General features: G+C 35.0%; 16 protein-coding genes. 10 read left to right on the forward strand and 6 right to left on the reverse strand.

Features of this window, described 5'->3' with window-relative positions; translation table 11 throughout:
- Positions 1 to 98: 98 nt before the first annotated feature.
- From ACNDLV_RS00260 to abc-f, 8 genes are all read left to right on the forward strand, one after another.
- Positions 99 to 1,160 carry a BMP family lipoprotein gene (locus tag ACNDLV_RS00260; RefSeq protein ID WP_167803017.1) on the forward strand — a complete coding sequence of 354 codons (1,062 nt, stop codon included), beginning with the start codon at positions 99 to 101 and terminating at the stop codon, positions 1,158 to 1,160.
- A gap of 84 nt (positions 1,161 to 1,244) precedes the next feature.
- Positions 1,245 to 2,780, forward strand: coding sequence for an ABC transporter ATP-binding protein (locus tag ACNDLV_RS00265; RefSeq protein WP_006586025.1), 1,536 nt, complete (start codon positions 1,245 to 1,247; stop codon positions 2,778 to 2,780).
- Complete coding sequence (locus ACNDLV_RS00270) at positions 2,780 to 3,925, forward strand: ABC transporter permease (RefSeq protein ID WP_006586026.1); 1,146 nt, start codon at positions 2,780 to 2,782, stop codon at positions 3,923 to 3,925. Before ACNDLV_RS00265 ends, ACNDLV_RS00270 begins: the two co-directional genes overlap by 1 nt.
- Positions 3,925 to 4,881, forward strand: a complete 957-nt coding sequence (locus ACNDLV_RS00275; RefSeq protein WP_006586027.1) for an ABC transporter permease — start codon at positions 3,925 to 3,927, stop codon at positions 4,879 to 4,881. Before ACNDLV_RS00270 ends, ACNDLV_RS00275 begins: the two co-directional genes overlap by 1 nt.
- Positions 4,882 to 4,978: 97 nt before the next feature.
- Positions 4,979 to 5,698, forward strand: a complete 720-nt coding sequence (gene nagB, locus ACNDLV_RS00280; protein WP_006587515.1) for a glucosamine-6-phosphate deaminase — start codon at positions 4,979 to 4,981, stop codon at positions 5,696 to 5,698.
- Between the two features lie 150 nt (positions 5,699 to 5,848).
- The gene (locus ACNDLV_RS00285) at positions 5,849 to 6,502 is read left to right on the forward strand and encodes a deoxynucleoside kinase (protein WP_006587516.1); all 654 of its coding nucleotides are present in this window, start codon (positions 5,849 to 5,851) and stop codon (positions 6,500 to 6,502) included.
- Positions 6,503 to 6,526: 24 nt separating this feature from the next.
- Positions 6,527 to 7,198: a deoxynucleoside kinase gene (locus ACNDLV_RS00290; protein ID WP_006586030.1), complete on the forward strand. Its 672-nt coding sequence runs from the start codon at positions 6,527 to 6,529 to the stop codon at positions 7,196 to 7,198.
- A 194-nt stretch (positions 7,199 to 7,392) separates the two neighbouring features.
- On the forward strand, positions 7,393 to 8,889 hold the full coding sequence (gene abc-f, locus ACNDLV_RS00295) for a ribosomal protection-like ABC-F family protein (RefSeq protein ID WP_006587518.1): 1,497 nt from the start codon (positions 7,393 to 7,395) through the stop codon (positions 8,887 to 8,889).
- A gap of 36 nt (positions 8,890 to 8,925) precedes the next feature.
- Here the strand turns inward: abc-f and ACNDLV_RS00300 are convergent, their stop codons facing one another.
- Positions 8,926 to 10,512: an ATP-binding cassette domain-containing protein gene (locus tag ACNDLV_RS00300; RefSeq protein ID WP_006586032.1), complete on the reverse strand. Its 1,587-nt coding sequence runs from the start codon at positions 10,510 to 10,512 to the stop codon at positions 8,926 to 8,928.
- A gap of 170 nt (positions 10,513 to 10,682) precedes the next feature.
- Positions 10,683 to 11,909 (reverse strand): lactate oxidase, encoded by a 1,227-nt coding sequence (locus tag ACNDLV_RS00305; RefSeq protein WP_006587519.1) that lies wholly within the window; start codon positions 11,907 to 11,909, stop codon positions 10,683 to 10,685.
- A gap of 224 nt (positions 11,910 to 12,133) precedes the next feature.
- Here ACNDLV_RS00305 and ACNDLV_RS00310 point away from each other — a divergent pair, with 224 nt between their 5' ends.
- Positions 12,134 to 13,441: an NCS2 family permease gene (locus tag ACNDLV_RS00310; protein WP_006586034.1), complete on the forward strand. Its 1,308-nt coding sequence runs from the start codon at positions 12,134 to 12,136 to the stop codon at positions 13,439 to 13,441.
- A 95-nt stretch (positions 13,442 to 13,536) separates the two neighbouring features.
- Positions 13,537 to 14,847, forward strand: coding sequence for an NCS2 family permease (locus ACNDLV_RS00315; RefSeq protein WP_006587520.1), 1,311 nt, complete (start codon positions 13,537 to 13,539; stop codon positions 14,845 to 14,847).
- Between the two features lie 36 nt (positions 14,848 to 14,883).
- Here ACNDLV_RS00315 and ACNDLV_RS00320 read toward each other — a convergent pair whose 3' ends face one another.
- The 4 genes from ACNDLV_RS00320 to ACNDLV_RS00335 form a co-directional block, all read right to left on the reverse strand.
- Complete coding sequence (locus ACNDLV_RS00320; RefSeq protein ID WP_034530429.1) at positions 14,884 to 16,392, reverse strand: ClC family H(+)/Cl(-) exchange transporter; 1,509 nt, start codon at positions 16,390 to 16,392, stop codon at positions 14,884 to 14,886.
- Positions 16,393 to 16,474: 82 nt separating this feature from the next.
- The gene (locus ACNDLV_RS00325; RefSeq protein ID WP_006586037.1) at positions 16,475 to 17,434 is read right to left on the reverse strand and encodes an AEC family transporter; all 960 of its coding nucleotides are present in this window, start codon (positions 17,432 to 17,434) and stop codon (positions 16,475 to 16,477) included.
- A 144-nt stretch (positions 17,435 to 17,578) separates the two neighbouring features.
- On the reverse strand, positions 17,579 to 18,967 hold the full coding sequence (gene gnd, locus ACNDLV_RS00330; RefSeq protein ID WP_006587521.1) for an NADP-dependent phosphogluconate dehydrogenase: 1,389 nt from the start codon (positions 18,965 to 18,967) through the stop codon (positions 17,579 to 17,581).
- A 98-nt stretch (positions 18,968 to 19,065) separates the two neighbouring features.
- Positions 19,066 to 20,287, reverse strand: a 1,222-nt coding sequence (locus ACNDLV_RS00335; protein WP_498882831.1) for a hypothetical protein, incomplete at its 5' end; no start/stop codon positions are given.

The following is a 20,287-nucleotide window of genomic DNA, read 5'->3' on the forward strand; positions in this document are numbered from 1 at the left end:
TGACATATGTCAAACAAATTGTTACATTATCTCTATATTGTTCGTATATTTATTTATGGAGGATGTTAACATTGATTAACACTAAATTGAAAAAAGTTATGGGAACTGGTTTAGTAATTGCTACAACTGGTTTAGTTTTAACAGCGTGTCAAGGTAAAGGTGCAAAAACCTCATCTAGCTCTAAAGCTAATCATTCTATTGCCTTAATCACTGACTCCAATGGGGTTGACGATCACTCATTCAACCAAGCTGCATGGAGTGGATTCCAAGCTTATGGTAAAGAACACGTTTTATCTCAAGGCAAAGGTGGATACCAATACTTCCAATCAAGTAGTGCTTCAGATTATGAACCTAACTTTACCCAAGCTGTTAATGCTGGTTACCAAACAATTTATGGTGTTGGTTACATGCTTTCTGATTCCGTTAAAACTGCAGCTGCCAAATATCCTAAGAAAAACTTTGTAATTATTGATGATGTAATTACTGGCAAGAAGAACGTTGTTTCTGCAACATTCAAATCTAATGATTCATCATACCTTGCTGGTGTAGCTGCTGCCTACACTACTAAAACTAATACTGTAGGTTTTATTGGTGGTGCTAAGTCTTCTGTAATTGACTTATTTGAAGCTGGCTACATTCAAGGTGTAAAGGATACTGCTAAGAAATTAGGTAAAAAGATCACTATTTTAGATCAATATATTGGTGATTTCACTTCTACAGATAAGGCAAAATCCATAGCACAATCAATGTACGCTAAAAAAGCAGATATCGTCTATCAAGCTGCCGGCAGTGCTGGAAATGGTGTTTTCCAAGAAGCTAAAGATTTAAACTCAGAAAAAGCAGTTAATGATAAAGTTTGGGTCATCGGTGTTGATATTGACCAAGCTTCTCAAGGAAAATACACTGCTAAAGGTGGTCAAAAATCAAACTTTACTTTAACTTCTGTTCTTAAAGGTTTGAATTTTGCCGTTAAAGATATTGCTAATAAAGCATATGATGGTAAATTCCCTGGTGGAAAGCACTTAGTTTACGGACTACAACATGATGGTGTATCACTTACCAAGGGTAATTTAAATTCAAAAGCTTGGAAAGCCGTACAGCAAGCGCGTCAAGACATCATCGATGGAAAGATTAAGGTTGCAACTTCTCCAAGTAAGTAGCACAATATATAGTGTGTCATTTCTAAAGCACTTCGTGATGATACGAGGTGTTTTTTTATAAATATCATATAGGGAAGGAAAGCCATGGAAAAAGAGAACACAAACATTATTGAGATGCGCCATATCGTTAAAGACTTTAATGGTTTTAAAGCTAACAACGATATCAACCTCACGCTCAGAAAGGGCGAAATCCTGGCGCTTCTAGGTGAAAACGGAGCTGGTAAATCTACATTAATGAGTATTTTATCTGGCCTGCTTAAACCAACCTCTGGGGAAATCTATGTCAGAGGGAAAAAAGTTGTAATTGATGGTCCAAATGCTGCTAAAGATTTAAAAATTGGTATGGTTCACCAACACTTTATGTTGGCCAAAGCTTTTACCGTTTTAGAAAACATCATTTTAGGCCATGAAACAAAAAGAGGAATTAAGCTTGATTTTAAAACTGCTCGTAAGCAAATCATGGCTCTTTCCGAGAAATATGGTTTAGCAATTGATCCAGATGCAAAAATTGCTAATATTACAGTTGCTCAACAACAACGTGTTGAAATTTTAAAGATTCTCTACCGTGGAGCTGATATTTTAATCTTTGATGAACCTACAGCTGTTTTAACACCTCAGGAAATCACCGAATTTATCAATATTATGAAAAATCTCCGCAATGAGGGAAAATCTATCATCTTAATCACCCACAAGCTTAATGAAATTAAGCAATCAGCTGATCGTGTTACCGTTATTCGCCACGGTAAGAGTATTGGAACAGTTGATGTTGAAGGAGCTACTGATGAAAGCTTGGCTGAAATGATGGTGGGTCGTCACGTTAACTTTAACTTACCTAAAAAAGAAGCTAAAGTTGGTAAAACTGTTTTATCAGTTAAAGATTTAAAAGTTAATGAAGATCGTGGTACGCTCGCTGTTAAAGGTCTAACTTTTGATGTTCATGCTGGAGAAATCTTGGGTTTAGCTGGTATTGATGGCAATGGTCAAGATGAACTTGTAGAAGCTTTGACTGGTTTACGTCATGTTAAAGCAGGCCATTTTACTATTAAAGGTACTGATATGACCAATAAGCGACCACGAAAAATTACTGAATTGGGAGTTTCTCATGTTCCAGCTGACCGTCAAAAATTCGGTTTAATCTTAGAAATGTCTTTAGCTGATAATATTGCTTTGCAGACTTACTACCAAAAACCATATTCAAATCACGGTATTATTAATCACAAAGCTATTACAGAACATGCTAAAAAGCTTATTAAAAAGTTCGACGTTCGAACTAAAGATGAAAACCTTAAAGCTGGTGAATTATCTGGTGGTAACCAACAAAAAGCAATTATCGCTCGTGAGTTGGATCGCAATAGCGATTTAATCATTGTATTCCAACCTACTCGAGGACTTGATGTTGGAGCTATCGAATACATTCATAAGCAATTATTAGCACAACGGGACGCTGGTAAAGCTGTCTTGTTAATTTCATATGAATTAGACGAAATTATGCAATTATCTGACAGAATTATCGTTTTACATAACGGTCAAGAATCTGGAGAAGTCCTCCCAGAAAAGACTTCTGAAAGAGAATTAGGTTTATTAATGACAGGAGCCCACAAGAAAGAAGGTACCAATTAATGTTTAAGGTTAACGCTGAAACCAAAAAGATTTTAGTGCCCCTTATTTCCATCGTAGCCGGCTTTTTAGTTGGTGCAGTTATCATGCTACTTTGGAGCTACAATCCTATCCTTGCTTACACTTCAATGTTTTCAAGTGCTTTAGGTAATATGAATGGTCTAGGTGAAACAATTAGAGAAGCTACCCCACTTATATTTACAGCAATTGGTTTTTCAATTGCAAGTAGTGCAGGTTTCTTCAATATCGGGCTATCTGGGCAAGCACAAGGTGGCTGGTTAGCTGCGATTTGGATTGCTCTTGCTAATCCACACATGCCTAAATATATTCTTTTACCATACGCAATCATCGTTGGTACCTTAGTCGGTGCAGCTATCGCAGGTATTGCAGGGGTTTTAAGAGCTTACTTTGGAACAAATGAAGTTATCGTAACTATTATGGTTAACTATATAGTTTTGTATTCATGCCAGTATTTGATGCAAAATGTTATGAGTGACCGTTTACGTGTTTCTACTGATGCAACTAAAACTGTAACTGATAATGGTAGTTTACGATTGGATTGGTTAAGCAACATGTTTGGGGGTTCAAGAATTAATGCTGGCATCTTCCTAGCTTTAATTGCTCTAGTAGTCTTTTGGTTTATTATGAAAAAGACGGTTACCGGCTTTGAAATTAAAGCAGTTGGCCTTAATCCGTTCGCTTCACGTTATGCCGGAATGAGTGCCAAGAAAAATATCATTGTATCAATGTTACTATCTGGTGCATTTGCTGGTTTAGGTGGTGTAGTTCAAGGATTAGGGACATACCAAAACTACTTTACTCAAACTACTAGTGTTGATATTGGTTTTGACGGTATGAGCGTTTCATTACTTGGTGGTGGTACTGCCTTGGGTATTCTACTCGCTGCCCTCCTTTTCTCTATTCTTAAAATTGGAGGTCTGGGAATGCAGACTCTAGCCGGTATTCCATATGAAATTGTTTCAATCGTTATTGCAGCTATTATTTTCTTCGTTGCAATTAATTACGTAATTGGCCTTTTATTCGAAAAGAAAAAGAAAAACTACAATCAACCCGAAACTATTGCAAAAGTCTCAAATAACAGTGTAGATGGTCCGGCAGTTAAAGTCGGAAAAGGAGGAGAAGTTTAATGAATATTACAACTATGCTAGCTTTGATTGTTTCATCAACCCTAGTTTATTCCGCTCCTCTTATCTTTACAGCTTTAGGTGGAGCATACAGCGAACATAGTGGAATTGTTAACGTTGGTCTTGAAGGTATTATGACAATTGGGGCCTTTTCAAGTATCGTCTTCAACTTAACCTTTGCATCTACCTTTAAGAGTGCCACTCCATGGTTAGGGGTTATCGTGGCCGGTATTTGTGGCTTGATTTTTTCACTACTACATGCCGTAGCAACAGTTAATTGGCGTGCTGATCACATTATTTCTGGTACTGTTCTTAATTTAATGGCACCACCACTTGGAGTATTTTTGATCAAGGCAATGTATGACAAGGGGCAAACAGAAAATATTTCTGCTAACTTCGGTTATTACAATGTTCCTGTTCTTTCTAATATCCCCGTTATCGGTGATATTTTCTTCAAGAACACTTCCGCTCCAGCTTGGGTAGCAATTATTCTTTCCATTGTTCTTTGGTGGGTACTTTATAAAACACCATTCGGTTTGCGACTTCGTTCAGCAGGTGAAAATCCACAAGCTGCCGATACAATGGGGGTTAACGTTTATAAAATGCGTTATGCTGGTGTTTTAATCTCCGGTTTACTCGGTGGTATCGGTGGTGGGGTCTTTGCCCAAGCCATTTCTGGTAACTTTAGTGTTTCAACAATTGTTGGACAAGGTTTCATGGCTCTAGCTGCTATGATTTTCGGTAAGTGGGATCCAATTGGGGCAATGCTTAGCTCCTTATTCTTTGGCTTTGCACAAAGCTTGAGTATTATCGGAAGTCAATTACCTTTCATCTCTCACGTACCATCTGTTTACTTACAGATTGCACCTTATGTAATTACTATAGTTGTTTTAGTAGCATTCTTTGGTAAAAGTGTTGCTCCTGCTGCAGATGGACAAACTTACATTAAGTCTAAATAATATCAAAAGAAGTTTTCGATTTTCGAAAGCTTCTTTTTTGACTTTTGGGCTATACCAGTCTATAATGGACTATACCAATGTGAGAGGAGTAATATTTATGAAAATCATTGTAACTAAAGATAAAATCACTGGTGCTGCAAAAGCTTTTGAAATATTTTCCCGAGAAATAAAAGCTGGAGCAAAAGTATTAGGCTTAGCAACCGGCTCATCTCCAATTGAACTATACCAAAATATGGTTAACAGCGATTTGAACTTCTCCAATTTAACTAGTATTAATTTAGATGAATATGTTGGTTTAAGTCCACAAAATAAACAGAGTTATTGGTACTTTATGAATGAACATCTTTTTAAAGCTAAGCCATTCAAGCACTCATATCTACCTGATGGTCAAACTAACAATATTGCAGCTGAAGTTGAACATTACAACCAAATAATCAAGGAAAATCCAATTGATATTCAACTTTTAGGAATTGGTCGTAACGGACATATTGCCTTTAACGAACCTGGAACTTCTTTTGACAGTACAACGCATGAAGTCAAGTTAACACAAAGTACAATCGAGGCTAATGCTCGCTTCTTTGATAACATTGATGATGTGCCTAAATCTGCCATCTGTATGGGAATTGCTTCAATCATGTCAGCTAAAAAAATTGTTTTATTAGCTTATGGCGAAAAAAAGCGTTGGGCAATTAAAAACATGATTGAAGGGCCAATTACAGAAGAAATGCCAGCTTCTATTCTTCAAAAGCACCCTGATGTAACTATTATTTGTGATGAAGCAGCAGCCCAAGATCTAGATAAAAAATATTTAGCTTAGTAAAATTAAATAACAAAATTGAGTCAAGCAGGCTGTTTTTTCTGCTTGACTTTTTTGATTGTTATTAAATAAAAAAAATGCTTGTAGCTCCCCATATCTTGAATTACACTATAGAAAGCAAACTATATCTTGTGATATTAAAGAAAGAGCGTGATGACAGTTATTGTATTAAGTGGGCCAATTGGAGCCGGTAAATCCAGTTTAACCTCTATTTTAGCAGAGCATTTAGGGAGTAATGCTTTTTACGAAGATGTTTCAAAAAATCCTGTTTTGCCTTTGTACTACAAGGATATGAAACGCTATACTTTTTTGCTTAATACCTATCTGCTCAATAAGCGTTTAGCACAAATTAATGAAGCTTTATCCGAAAACAACCCTAATGTTGTTTTAGATCGTTCCATTTATGAAGATGCATTGTTCTTCAAGATGAATGCTGACAGTGGTATTGCTGATCCAACTGAATGTGATATTTACGTTGATTTAGTACATAACATGATGGAAGATGTCCCCGGAAATCCTCATAAAAAGCCAGATTTACTTATTTATATTAATGTATCGTTAGATACCATGCTAAGCCGTATTAAACGTCGTGGTCGTGAATTTGAACAGCTTGAAACAGATCCAAGTTTAAAAGAATACTATGCACGTTTGCGTAATTACTACGAACCTTGGTATGAAAACTATTCAGAATCACCAAAAATGGTAATTGATGGCGATAAATATAATTTTGTCGATAATGAAGATGACCGCAAGGCTGTTTTAGAATTAATCGATAATAAGTTAAAAGAATTGGGTAATTTATAATTTATCTAACAAAGAAGGAACGTGATGACAGTTATTGTATTAAGCGGGCCAATTGGAGCCGGTAAATCCAGTTTAACCTCTATCTTATCTAAATATTTAGGCACTCAACCTTTCTATGAAAGTGTTGATAATAATCCAGTTTTGCCTTTATTCTATAAAGATCCAAAGAAATACGCATTTTTACTACAAATTTTCTTTTTAAATACGCGTTTTCATAGTATTAAAGCCGCATTAACTGACGACAATAATGTTTTGGATCGCTCAATTTATGAAGATTCACTATTCTTTCATATGAATGCAGATATTGGTCGTGCAACCAAAGAAGAAGTTGCAACTTATGATGAATTACTAGATTCAATGATGAAAGAACTTGAACACATGCCAAAGAAGCATCCAGACTTATTAGTTCATATTGATGTATCATATGAAACAATGATTAAGCGTATCCAAAAGCGTGGTCGCGAGTTTGAACAACTTGATTATGATCCAACTTTAGAGGATTACTATAAGCGCTTATTAAGCTACTATGAACCTTGGTATGAAAACTATGATTACTCACCAAAAATCAAAATTGATGGTGACAAGTTAGACTTTATGGCAAGTGAAAAGGATCGCCAAGAAGTTTTGGATACAATTATTGCAAAACTTAAAGAAATGGATAAATTACCTGAAGATTGGACACCTAGTCATAACTAATAGAAAAAGCTGATATTATCTTCTGCTTGAGGATATATCAGCTTTTTATTTATTCAGTTTTAGCAACAAATAACTCTTTAATTCTCTTATCAAATAGCATTGCATATTTATTTTTAATGTTTTAAAAATATTTTTATTATGATAATATATTTATAACTTAGCCCATCATCTAGCCTTTTATTAGAGGTGATTTAATGAGTATTATTAAAGTTAACAACCTATCATTTAGCTATGATAATAGCGATAAAGTTATTTTTTCTAATTTAAATCTTAATTTAGACAGTTCTTGGAAACTTGGGTTAGTTGGGAGAAATGGTCGTGGAAAAACAACATTCCTAAATTTATTACGTAATGAGCTTCAAGGACGCGGAGAAATTTTAACTAGCATAACTTTTTCCTACTTTCCTGCTCCAATTGCTAATCCTAGCAATCTAGTTTTATATGAGCTTCAAAGTCAAATTAACTTTGAGGTCTGGCAATTAGAGCGAGAATTGAACTTAATGCAACTCAATCCAGATTTGATTTGGCAACCATTTAATACTTTAAGTGGTGGCGAACAGACTATGATTTTATTAGCAGTATCATTTGTTAATCAAAATTCTTTTGCCTTAATTGATGAGCCAACTAATCACTTAGATGCAGCTAATAGAAGGCAAGTTGCTAATTACCTAAAAAAGCATAAGGAAGGATATATTATTGTCAGCCATGACCGTGACTTCTTAAATGAGGTTGTAAATCACGTTCTAGCAATTGAAAATAATGAAATTCATTTATACCAGGGTAACTATGCTAGTTATGAAGCGACTAAAGACAAGCGTGATAAATATAATCAAGACAAAAATATCAAACTAAAAAGCGAGATTGCTTCACTTAAAAAGAGTGCTAGTCAGATTAAGAATTTTTCTGAAAAATCAGAAAAAAACAAAACCGCCGCTGCCCACAAAAATGAAATCCATGCCGATATCAATAAGGGCTTTTATGGCCATAAAGCGGCCAAAATAATGAAACGCTCGATAACTATGCAGCAACGAGTAAATAAAAAAATAACTGAAAAAGAAGGCCTTTTAACTAATATTGAACAAGCTCCAGACTTATTAATGAACTTTAGTCCTAATTACCACCAAACTCTCTTAGAATTGCAACACTTAAGTTTAAAGATTGCCAATAAGTCTTTATTTCATGATTTAAATTTAATCATTAAAAATCATGGTATTGTTGCCTTAGAAGGAAAAAATGGCTCCGGTAAGTCTACACTATTAAAATTTATTTTGAATAAGTCTAAAGCTGAAGCTAGTGGAAAAATAATCTTAGCGAATGGATTAAAAATTTCTTATTTGCCACAAACTTTTTCAACTTATACAGGCACCTTAAAGGAGTTTTCTGAAAAAGAGCGTATTCCATATTCTGATTTACTGAATAATTTGAAAAAAATGGGTTTCCCACGAGATGACTTCACTTTAAAAATTGAAGACATGAGTATGGGCCAACAAAAAAGAGTAGCTCTTGCAAAATCACTAGTTGAAGAAGCTGACTTTTATTTGTGGGACGAGCCAGCAAATTATCTAGATGTTTTTAATCAAGATCAATTGATTAAGCTACTCAAGCAAACTAGGCCTGCTATGCTTTTAATTGAGCATGATAAGTATTTCATCGAGCAAGTTGCCGATAAAAAGATAAAGTTAACTAGTTAGTTTGCAAAAAAATAGCATCCATGTGGATGCTATTTTTTATACCTTAGTTAACTTCAATTCGCGGTCGAATAACTTATGCATTTCAGGAGTTAAATTATGGGCAATAAAGATGACAGTAGCCGAACTTTGCAATAAATTCTGCAAAATAATTTGCGTATTCTTAGAATCAATTGCACTAGTCCCTTCATCAATTAAGACTAACTTACTTTCATAAACTTGGGTCCGGGCCAAGACCACCTTTTGTTTTTGCCCACCTGATAAGTTATTTTTATCTAAATCAACCTTAGTTTTAATTCCTTGAGGGAACTTAGTTAAATCAGTACCTAATTGAACTTTTTCAGCCCAATATTTTGCTTTTTCATTCAAAGAATCATTAAAAAGCGTAATATTTTCTTGAATTGTCCCAGGGAATAAGACTGGATCTTGTGGAATATAACCTATTTGATTTAGGTTAGGCTTGAGGAACTTACCATTTTTATCTTTGAAGGTAATTTGTCCACTACTTGGCGTTAGTTCATCTAAAATCAGCTTAAATAGTGTTGACTTCCCTGCCCCACTTTCACCCGTTAAGAGAATCTTCTCTCCTTGTTTAACTTCAAAATCTGGAAAGCGCAGTTGTTCACCATTAGGGAAGTTAAGAGTCAAATTTTGACCAGAAACAGTAGCAAAATCAGCCAAGCTATCACTAGCAACTTCAGTATCTACTGTTGCCATATTAGCAGTAATTTTTTTGTTTAATTGCTTGCTAGATTGAATTAAAGTAATCTGACTAACAACAGTAAATAAACCAGTAAAAATAACACCTGAAAAATTACCAATGCTAAAGAAGGCACCAAATGGCATACTTTTAGTTATTATCAATAATCCAGCTGTAAAAATAATTAATACTTGAGCTGAACCATTAACTAAATTATTAAAGATTGAAGTTTGACTAACCTTTTTTGAACGATTAACGTTTGCCTTTTCCAGCCTATTCGAGCTCTTAGCTAAAACCTGAAACAATTTTGACTTAACATTATAACGTTTCAAAATTGCGATTCCCTTAAACCACTTTTCAATCGTATCAAGGTATGCTTGATTATTTTCAGAAACAGCAACAGTCGCTTTTTCAAGTGGCTTTGAGATAAGCTGTGGCAAGACAAACATCACTACTGCCAAGATTAAAATTAAAACCACTAATATCCAGCTATAAGTAAAAACAATGGCAATTGAAAATACAATATTAAAAATTGAACTGATAATTTTGTATAGCGGAGTTAAGAAATTATCGTTCATCATATTTAAATCATTAGTTAATGAGTTTTGAACATCAGTTATTTTGGTAGTTTCCTTTTGCAAAAATAGTTTTCTAGTTATGCGCTCTCTAACTTCATGTAAATACTCTTGCACTTGCTTAGCAAATAAATAACTAGCAATAAATTCTATGCTTTCTCCACCTACTAATACAACAAAAAATAAAAGCATGTATCTTAAAAAAGTATTGATATCTTGCTTCTGCAAGGAATTACCAATATTTGTCAAATATGAGTTACCAACTGCAACTAATACTGCCCCTAATACGGTAGCAAGTATCAAAGTAATGGCTCTAATCAAATTGATCTTTAAAAGTTTCAAAAATGACATGACCTCTCCCCCCAGAATTTATTGTTTTTATTTATTTTTAATTTTATCACAAAAAAACAATTTACTAATATAAATCACAGTAATACCTAACAAACAAAAAGAGCCTTACATGCAACATGTAAAGCTCTTTGAGTAGATAGTTTGTTTGAGTTGTTTATTATAATATTTTTCTAATGCTTTGATGCACCAGTTGCGGCATCTTGTGTACCTTCCATTTGATTTTCTTTAGTTACAGGATATGCTCTGCGAACTGAAGGATCAGTATTTGAAGGCAAGTTGTCAGCAGTATAGTTAATTTGTCGAATATCTGCATGCTTAACATCTTCTACTGTCTTGCAACCTGTTAATTGCATCAATATCTTAAATTCGTTGTTAATTTGGTTAATTACACTTTCAACGCCCTTTGCACCACCAAGTGCTAAGCCGTATAAGAATGGTCGACCAATTCCAACTAAATCAGCACCTAAGGCTAAAGCCTTAAAGACATGTGAGCCACGACGAACACCAGAGTCAAGAATAATTGGAACTCTGCCGTTAACTGCGGCAGTAATTTCTGGAAGCATGTCAATTGTTGCTGGAGCGGTATCAATTTCACGACCACCATGGTTAGAAACTACAATACCATCTGCACCTGCTCCTATTGCCATATATGCATCTTCAGCATTCATAATACCTTTAACAAAAACAGGTAAGCCTGACATTTCTTTAATTTTTGCAACATCTGCTGGTCCTATTTTTTGAGCTGAATTTGCATACATTTGTGCAACACTCATACCTTCCCCTTCTGCACCAACATATCTAGTGAAGAAATCTAATGGTACTGGGAATGTAAAGTTAGTTCTTAAATTAGCTTCACGATATCCTGAAACGAGTGCATCAACTGTTAACATAATACCTTTATAACCAGCTGATTTTACTGCATCAAAGACCATCTTGTTAAAGTCCCAATCTTTACTTAAATAAAGTTGGAAAAACTTAGGAGAATCTCCAGTGGCAGCTGCAATATCTTCAACACTCTTGTTGGCATATGTGCTTGATGAAAACAATGCTCCAGCAGCTTTTGCTCCTTGAGCAGTTGCTACTTCTGCATCTTTATGAGCAATACCATGACATGCAATTGGGCAAATCATAATAGGTGTCTTTAAATCCATCCCCATAAATTGCGTTGCAGTCGATGGACTATCCATATTTGTTAATGAACGTGGAACGATTTGAAAATGGTTAAAGGCAGTGGTATTGTTACGCCAAGTCCATTCATTTTCGGAACCTGATGCGATATAGTAGTAAGCTGCTTCTGGCATTACTTTCCTTACTCTATCTTCAAGCTCATCAACGTTTACCATCTTTATAGCTTCATTACGATCACTTTGCGGAAAACCTTTGTAATATACAGTCATTGTATTTGACCCTTTCAATATAAATTAGTAACAGCTTACCTATAATTATAGACCCCATATTAAGCGCTTTCAGCGATTTACTATTGTTATTTACTGAGCAATGTTAATATTTGTATATGTTCTTTTATTAATATTCGTATTTACATTAATTATCAAGAATGTTAAAGTTTAATAGTCAGGTTATTTAAGTAAATATCCGAATTTTAATCACTTGGGAGATAAAAATGAACATAATTAGAAAGTACTTCGATTTAGACAAGCTCGGCACCAATATTAAAATTGAATTTTTGGCCGGACTTACAACTTTTGTAAGTATGTCTTATATTCTTTTTGTTAATCCAAATGTTTTAGGTGTTAGTGGTATGGATAAAGGCGCGGTCTTTACAGCTACTGCCTTAGCTAGTGCTTTAGGTTGTTTTATTATGGGACTAGCTTCCAATTATCCAATCGCTACTGCCCCAGCACTTGGGATTAATGCATTTTTTGCATATACAGCTTGTTTAGGTATGCATGTTAAATGGCAAACTGCTTTAGCTGCAGTTTTTGTTGCATCATTTATTTTCATTTTAATTACTATGTTTAAGTTAAGAGAGAAGATTATTGATGCAATTCCAGTTGATTTAAAGCATGCTATTAGTGCCGGAATCGGACTATTTATCGCTTTTTTAGGTTTAGCAAATGCTGGCTTAGTTGAAGCAAGTAAGTCTACTTTTGTAACAGTGGGTAGTCTTAAAAATCCTACTGTCTGGATTGCTATTTTTGGGCTATTAGTTACTATCGTTTTAATGATTATGAACGTACCCGGCGCAATTTTCATTGGAATGGTTTTAGCTGCTATTTTTGGTATTTTGACAGGACAAATCAAATTGCCTACAGCAGTTGTTTCTTCTGCTCCAAGTATTGCACCTACTTTTGGTCAAGCATTTAAGCATATTGGTGATATCAACACGATGCAAATGTGGGTAATTGTTTTAACTTTCTTGTTAGTTACCTTCTTTGATACTACTGGTACTTTGATTGGTTTAGCTAGTCAAGCTGGCTTAATGAAAGATAATAAAATGCCTCGTGTTGGTCGAGCACTTGCTGCAGATTCTGGGGCAATGATGGCCGGTTCTATTTTAGGTACCTCACCAGTTGGTGCATATGTTGAATCAAGTGCTGGGATTGCCGTTGGTGGTAAGAGTGGTTTAACAGCAGTCTTTGTTGGAATATTTTTCTTAATTTCAATGATTTTTAGTCCTTTACTTAGCGTAATTACTACTCAAGTTACTGCTCCAGCATTGATTATTGTTGGTGTTTTAATGGCACAAAATTTAGCTAAGGTTGATTGGACTAAACTAGAAATTGCCGTTCCTGCCTTCTTAATCGTAATTGGTATGCCACTTACTTATTCAATCTCTGACGGTCTTTCATGGGGAATGATTACTTACCCTATTACTATGATTGCCGCAAAACGTGGTAAAGAAATTAGCCCAATGATGTGGGTACTATTCTTTATTTTCATTATTTTTATGTGGGTACTTAACGCTTAATCTGAACATATATATTCAGTAAATAAATTTAGGTTCGTCTTTATGTTAAACTAATGTATACTAGATACATTAGTTTTTTTCATATGGAGGGAATCATGAAAAATATTAATCGTTTCTTTAAGCTAACTGAACAAGGTACTAGTTTTAAAACTGAACTAATTGCCAGTTTAACTACCTTCGTTAGCTTGAGTTATATGTTATTTGTTGTACCCAATATTTTAACTGCTAGTGGCATGGGAAAAGGTACTGTGTTTACCGCTTTAGTTCTCGCAAGTGCCTTAGGTAGTATAGTAATGGGGCTTGTTGCTAATTACCCTATTGCGTTAGCACCTACTTTAGGAAGTGCTTCATTTTTTGCTTATACTGTATGCCAAGGAATGAAAATATCTTGGGAAACAGCTTTAGCTGGTGTGTTAGTTGCTTCACTATTATTTGTTTTAATAACTATTTTCAAATTAAGAGAAATCGTTATTAATGCCATCCCCCAAGATTTAAAATATGCTATCAGTGCTGGAATTGGGATTTTTATTGCTTTTATCGGTCTACAAAACGGTAAATTAATTGTTAACTCTGATTCATCATTAGTTGGTTTGGGTAGTTTTTCTAATCCGGCCGTTTGGATTGCTGTATTCGGACTATTGGTTACCATTGTTTTAATGTGTCTTGGGGTGCCTGGTTCTATTTTTATTGGGATGGTTGTTACCGCAATCTTTGGAATTTTAATTGGCCAAATTCCTTTACCTAAAGAATTTATTTCTATGCCACCTTCAATCGCTCCTAGTTTTGGTCAAGCAGTTACTCATTTAGGTAATGTTAATACCGTTCAAATGGCTATTGTTGTTATTACCTTCTTATTAGTTACCTTCTTTGATACTGCTGGTACTTTAATTGGTATGACTCAACAAGCTGGTTTAGCAAATAAAGATGGTAAAATTCCTAGAATCGGTAAAGCTTTAATGAGTGATTCTATTGGAATGATTATTAGCTCTATTTTCGGTGTTTCACCTCTTGGAACTGTTGTTGAATCAAGTTCAGGGATTGCTATGGGCGGTAAAACTGGTTTAACTGCAGTCTTTGTGGGATTTTGGTTCTTAATCGCTATGTTTTTCAGTCCATTGTTAACAGTAATTCCAACTACTGTTACCGCCCCTGCTTTAATCATTGTTGGTGTTTTAATGGCAAGTAATTTAGCTAAAATCAATTGGGATAAGTTCGAAGTTGCTTTACCTGCATTCTTAATCGTCTTAGGTATGCCACTTACTTATTCAATCTCTGATGGTTTAGCTCTAGGTATGATTACTTATCCTATTACTATGCTAGCTTCTAAAAGAGGTAAAGAAGTTTCACCAATTATGTATGGATTATTCTTCATTTTTATTATTTATCTTTGGATTATTAACATTTAAAACAAAAAAGACAGTTTCACGTGAAACTGTCTTTTTTTATTTTTGCATATCTTTTATTTGGTCATATATACACCCACGTGCATTACTATCTATTTCTAAAACAACCAAATCACCAGCTAGTAATTTTGTTTTTCCTGTTGGAATAATATCATGTGCTCCGCGGTGAATTAACCGAACCAAGGTCTTGGACGGCCAAGCAATATCTTTAATTTCTTTATCGGCTAATTTACTATTTTCAAAAATACTTACAGTCAATTGATCCACATTATCAGCATAATCTGCAATATTACTATGTTCCATCCGATCAGCTAAACTTTCATAAATTGGCTTACCACCTAAAAGATCATTAACAAGATAAGCAACCAAAGCTAGAACAGCTAATGGCATTAAATGTAAGAGAGAGCCAACCATTTCTGTAATTAATAAAATTGCTGTAAAGGGTGAACGGACAATTGCACTAAATAAACCAGCCATTGAAAAAATGACCAAATTTACAATTAATACTCGTGGTAACAAGCCTAAATTGACCATAATCATTCCATATAAGGCTCCTAACAAGGCTCCCATTGTTAGGATTGGCAAAAAAATACCTCCTGGTAATCCTGAGTCATATGAAATAATTGAAAAACTAATTCTTAACAGAAAAACCAAGAATAATATTTCAATTGCGTTAAAGCCATGCCAATTTAAAATCAACTGATTTCCGCCACCAATAACTTGAGGAACAAAATAAGCAATTGGTATCAACATCCCCAATGGTATCAATCCATGTAACCATCTAGGTAGTGGAATCTTAGTATAGATTTTCTTTCCATTTAGCAAGCCCCATTGATAAATTCGGCCAATTATTCCTAGTAAAACACCCAATACCAATAAGTGCCAATACAAGTCTACTGAAAAAGAATGATTATATGGAATCGCTAAAACAGGACGTTGCCCAAATAAGTTACTTACTAAAAAATTAGCCGCCAAAGCTGCCGTTAGAGAATTAAGCCAAACCCGTGGAGAAAAATTATGAAACACTTCTTCTAAAACAAACATTGTACCACCAAGTGGCGCTCCAAAAGCTGCACTAAGCCCACTAGCTGCCCCTGCAGCAAGTAATACCCTTTGGTTAGTCTTACTGCACTTATTAGAAATGCCTTGCCCCACAGCTGCTCCTAATTGTATAGAGGGGCCTTCTCTACCTAGAAAAAGTCCTGAGCCAATTGCTAAAATTCCGCCAATAAATTTCCGCCAAAGAATGTTCCACCAATTTAGCTGTAATTTTCCTTGTAATTGTAGCTCAACTTCCGGTATTCCACTACCTCCTGCATGAGGTTCATTTTTTACCAAATATCCGGCTATTAAACCAGTTAACAACAGACCTAATATAATAAGAATCCAATAACCGTAATTGCCATGTACAAGTCTAAAACTATATAACCAATAACTTTGTAGCAGTCCTATCAACCATCTGAATGCGCCCACAACTAAGCCAGAAACTAAACCTACTAATAGCGAAATTGCCATTAGTTTTAGATTATTTAACTTATTTTTTTCCATACTAATCTCCTTTAAAGTCACTGTCTTATTGTAACGCAAAAAGTGCATCCTTAAAGATGCACTTTATATATATATCAATAATTTATGAAGCTACTAGCATCAAAACAGGTACTACTACTACAAAGAAGATTGTGGTTATCGCAACAACATTTGTAGCATATTCAACGTCACCATGGCCTTGATCTGCTAAAATTGGTAATACTGATAATGCTGGAGTTGCAGATTGAATAATGAATGTATCCTTCATTAAGTTTGCCATATGGACACCCATGCTTGGCATTAGCCATTCAACTAAACCCAGCATAATTATCGGTGCAATAACCAATCTACCTAAAACTGCCAAAATAGTATCTTTATCCAATTTAATATTTTTAAGCCCAATATCAGCTAACATAATCCCAATATAAATTAATGATAATGGGGTCACTAAATTACCAACATAAGTAAAGGTAGAACTTACAAAGCTTGGTAAGCTAATTCCAGTAAGTAGCCATAAAATAGCTACAATAAAACCAAGTAAAGGCATTGGCAATAATTTCTTCCAATTAAAGTGTGCTTCTTCTTTTTTCTTACCTGGTAAGCTATCACTTTGCATAAAGAAAATTCCAATTGCCCAAGTAGAAACAGTATTAATTACATAATAAATAAGGAAATATGACATAGCATTTTCACCAAATAAAGCTATGTTTAAAGGCATACCAATAAAGATTGTATTTGCGTTAGCAAGGGTATTAATAAACGTCCCACGCCGTCCTGCTGGTATCTTGAAAACAGCTATCAAGATAAAAGCTATTAAGTAACTTAAAAATACACCAATTGCTGGTACTAAAAGCCCTTCAAACAAGTTCAAGAGGCTTGATCTAGTCAAATGAGTTTGAACACTGATAAAAATAGAAGCAGGTAGGGCTATTTGCATAATTAATTTAGAAATATTTCCTGCAAAAGTATCAGCAAACCACTTTTTTTGTCGTAAAATGAAGCCCAAAGCTATTATCAAAATTACAACAACCACGCTTGAAATTGATGATATAAACGTTGTCATTCTTTCATCCTCTTTCTACTAAAATCTATATTAATAACAATATCGACTTATATAGTTATAGTCAAACGAAGCACATGTAATAAAAATTTTTTATATGAAAAAAAGCACTTGCTAGTAAATAGCAAATACTTTAATTATTAAGTATTATTTTTCATCATACCATTCTGTATGGAAGACCCCTTCACGATCATTTCTGAAGTAAGTATGAGCACCAAAGTAATCACGTTGTCCTTGAATCAAGTTAGCAGGTAAGCTTGGGTTAAAGATTGATTCCAAGTAGTTAAGAGCTGCACTCAAAGTAGGAGTTGGAATACCATTTTCAGCTGCAACACTAACCACTTTTCTCAAATCAGGCAAGCGGTCTTGCATCATCTTAGCAAAGAATGGTGCTTCGAATAAGTTATTGATATCAGGATGCTTTTCGAAGGCATCTTCAATATCCTTCAAAGTCTTTGATCGAATAATACAGCCAGCTTCCCAATTTTGGGCAATGCCAGGGTAACGTAAAGTCCAATCATACGCCTTAGCTGCCATCTTAAGTTGCATAAATCCTTGAGCGTAACAAACAGCTTGACCTAAGTAAAGCGCACTAGCAATAACTTCTGGCAAGTTAGCATCAATTTTACTTTGATCAACAGTAATTTCTTTACCAGTTCTAGTAGTAGCTTTAGACATAAATCTAGCTAGTACTGCTTCAGCAATCACACTGATAGGAGCACCTAAAACAATCGCATCTTCTAATGTCCAGTTACCAGTACCCTTATAAGAAGCTTCGTTCAAGATATGGTCAATTACCTTATCATCAGTTAAATCGTCATCTTTCTTCAAAACTTCTGCTGTAATTTCTGCTAAGTAGCATTGTAAGTCTTCATGGTTCCACTTATCAAATAAGTCACTCATTTCGTCATTAGAAAGTCCACAAGCCTTTCTAAGCATGTCATAAGCTTCAGAGAAGAGTTGCATAATTCCATATTCAATTCCGTTGTGAACCATCTTAACATAGTGACCACTAGCTTCAGGGCCAATGTAGCTTACACAAGGACGGCCTTCTGGAGTCTTAGCGGCAATAGCTTCCAAGATAGGTCTTACCTTTTCAAATGCTGCTTCATCTCCACCTGGCATCAAGGCAGGTCCATGAAGGGCTCCTTCTTCACCACCAGATACACCCATACCGATAAAGTGTAAGCCGAATTTTTCTAATTCATGGAAACGTCTACGAGTATCGTGGAAGTTAGAGTTACCACCATCAATTACAATATCGCCTGGTTCAAGCAATTGTGTTAATTTTTCTAAAGTTAAATCAACTGGCTTACCTGCTCTAATCATAATTAAAATCTTACGGGGTTTTTCAAGTGAATTTACAAATTCTTCCCAAGTATAAGTTGGCTTTAATTTATCATCTGCATATTTTGCCAAGGCATCAACTTCTGGCTTATCAATACTAAAGCCTGAAACAGAATATCCTTTACTATGGATGTTAAGGGCCAAGTTTTTGCCCATAACGCTAAGTCCGATAACACCGAATTCTTGCATATATATACCTCCAATTAACATCTAAATATATTATACTTTTAAGACAACAAAAAAGCGAAACTTCAAGTTTCGCCTTTTTATATTATTAAAAAACTATATTACTTTAATTTTAAATATCTTGCCGCTACCCATTGTTGATCATTACCTAAACGATAATATTCAACGCCAGAAATTGTCTTTTTGGCTAATACTTTCCAATTGCTATTGGTTGGAATGTATTTACCTGTATAGTGGCCTTCTCCATCTAACAAAGCAATCATCCAGCCTGGATTATTATTAATTACTGGAGCATATGCTACACCTGACATTGCTTCTTCATTGCTTATAGCCTTAGCTGGTACAGATTCACTTGTCTTTTCTGCAACCGTTGACTTCAATGTTGCATATTCAGCTGGTACCCATTGTTGATCACTACCTAAACGGTACATCAATCTATTATTAATTGTCTTCTTAGCAAACACTCTCCAATTGCTATTAGTTGAAATATATTTACCTGTATAGTGACCTTCCCCATCTAACAAAGCTACTTGCCATGTTGGATGATCTTTAAGAGTTGGAACATACGCTACACCTGATAATGCTTCTTCATTGCTTGTAACCTTAGTTGGTACAGATTCACTTGTCTTTTCTGCAACCGTTGACTTCAATGTTGCATATTCGGCTGGTACCCATTGTTGATCACTACCTAAACGGTACATCAATCTATTATTAATTGTCTTCTTAGCAAACACCTTCCAATTGCTATTGGTTGGAATGTATTTACCTGTATAATGGCCGTCCCCATCTAGCAAAGCTACTTGCCATGTTGGATGATCTTTAAGAGTTGGAACATATGCTACACCTGATAATGCTTCTTCTTTAGAATCACTCTTCTTAGGTTCAGTCGTTGTTTTACTTACAACTTCCAAATTCTTAACAGTAACGTATTCAGCTGGTACCCATTGTTGGTCACTTCCTAAGCGATACATTTCTCTATTTGAAATAGTTTTCTTAGCAAATACTTTCCAACTAGTATTAGTTGGGATATATTTACCCGTATAATGGCCTTCTCCATCTAATAATGCAATCATCCAACCTGGATTGTTATTAATTACTGGAGCATATACTACACCAGTAACTTCTTCTTCTTTTTCTGTGCTACTGCTTGTTGTGCTTTCTTTGGCTGTACTTGATTCGCTACTTGCACTGCTTGTTGTGCTTTCTTTGGCTGTACTTGATTCGCTACTTGCACTGCTTGTTGTACTTTCTTTGGCTGCACTTGATTCGCTACTTGCGCTGCTTGTTGTGCTTTCTTTGGCTATACTTGATTCGCTACTTGCA

It is taken from the genome of Lactobacillus fornicalis, assembly GCF_055362665.1.

What these genes read in the sequence shown, in the direction of transcription:
- ACNDLV_RS00300 (WP_006586032.1), bottom strand. Translation starts at nt 10,512, where the DNA reads ATGTCATTTTTGAAACTTTTAAAGATCAATTTGATTAGAGCCATTACT.
- ACNDLV_RS00260 (WP_167803017.1), top strand. Translation starts at nt 99, where the DNA reads ATGGGAACTGGTTTAGTAATTGCTACAACTGGTTTAGTTTTAACAGCG.
- ACNDLV_RS00270 (WP_006586026.1), top strand. Translation starts at nt 2,780, where the DNA reads ATGTTTAAGGTTAACGCTGAAACCAAAAAGATTTTAGTGCCCCTTATT.
- ACNDLV_RS00275 (WP_006586027.1), top strand. Translation starts at nt 3,925, where the DNA reads ATGAATATTACAACTATGCTAGCTTTGATTGTTTCATCAACCCTAGTT.
- ACNDLV_RS00315 (WP_006587520.1), top strand. Translation starts at nt 13,537, where the DNA reads ATGAAAAATATTAATCGTTTCTTTAAGCTAACTGAACAAGGTACTAGT.
- ACNDLV_RS00325 (WP_006586037.1), bottom strand. Translation starts at nt 17,434, where the DNA reads ATGACAACGTTTATATCATCAATTTCAAGCGTGGTTGTTGTAATTTTG.
- nagB (WP_006587515.1), top strand. Translation starts at nt 4,979, where the DNA reads ATGAAAATCATTGTAACTAAAGATAAAATCACTGGTGCTGCAAAAGCT.
- ACNDLV_RS00290 (WP_006586030.1), top strand. Translation starts at nt 6,527, where the DNA reads ATGACAGTTATTGTATTAAGCGGGCCAATTGGAGCCGGTAAATCCAGT.
- gnd (WP_006587521.1), bottom strand. Translation starts at nt 18,967, where the DNA reads ATGCAAGAATTCGGTGTTATCGGACTTAGCGTTATGGGCAAAAACTTG.
- abc-f (WP_006587518.1), top strand. Translation starts at nt 7,393, where the DNA reads ATGAGTATTATTAAAGTTAACAACCTATCATTTAGCTATGATAATAGC.
- ACNDLV_RS00320 (WP_034530429.1), bottom strand. Translation starts at nt 16,392, where the DNA reads ATGGAAAAAAATAAGTTAAATAATCTAAAACTAATGGCAATTTCGCTA.
- ACNDLV_RS00305 (WP_006587519.1), bottom strand. Translation starts at nt 11,909, where the DNA reads ATGACTGTATATTACAAAGGTTTTCCGCAAAGTGATCGTAATGAAGCT.
- ACNDLV_RS00310 (WP_006586034.1), top strand. Translation starts at nt 12,134, where the DNA reads ATGAACATAATTAGAAAGTACTTCGATTTAGACAAGCTCGGCACCAAT.
- ACNDLV_RS00265 (WP_006586025.1), top strand. Translation starts at nt 1,245, where the DNA reads ATGGAAAAAGAGAACACAAACATTATTGAGATGCGCCATATCGTTAAA.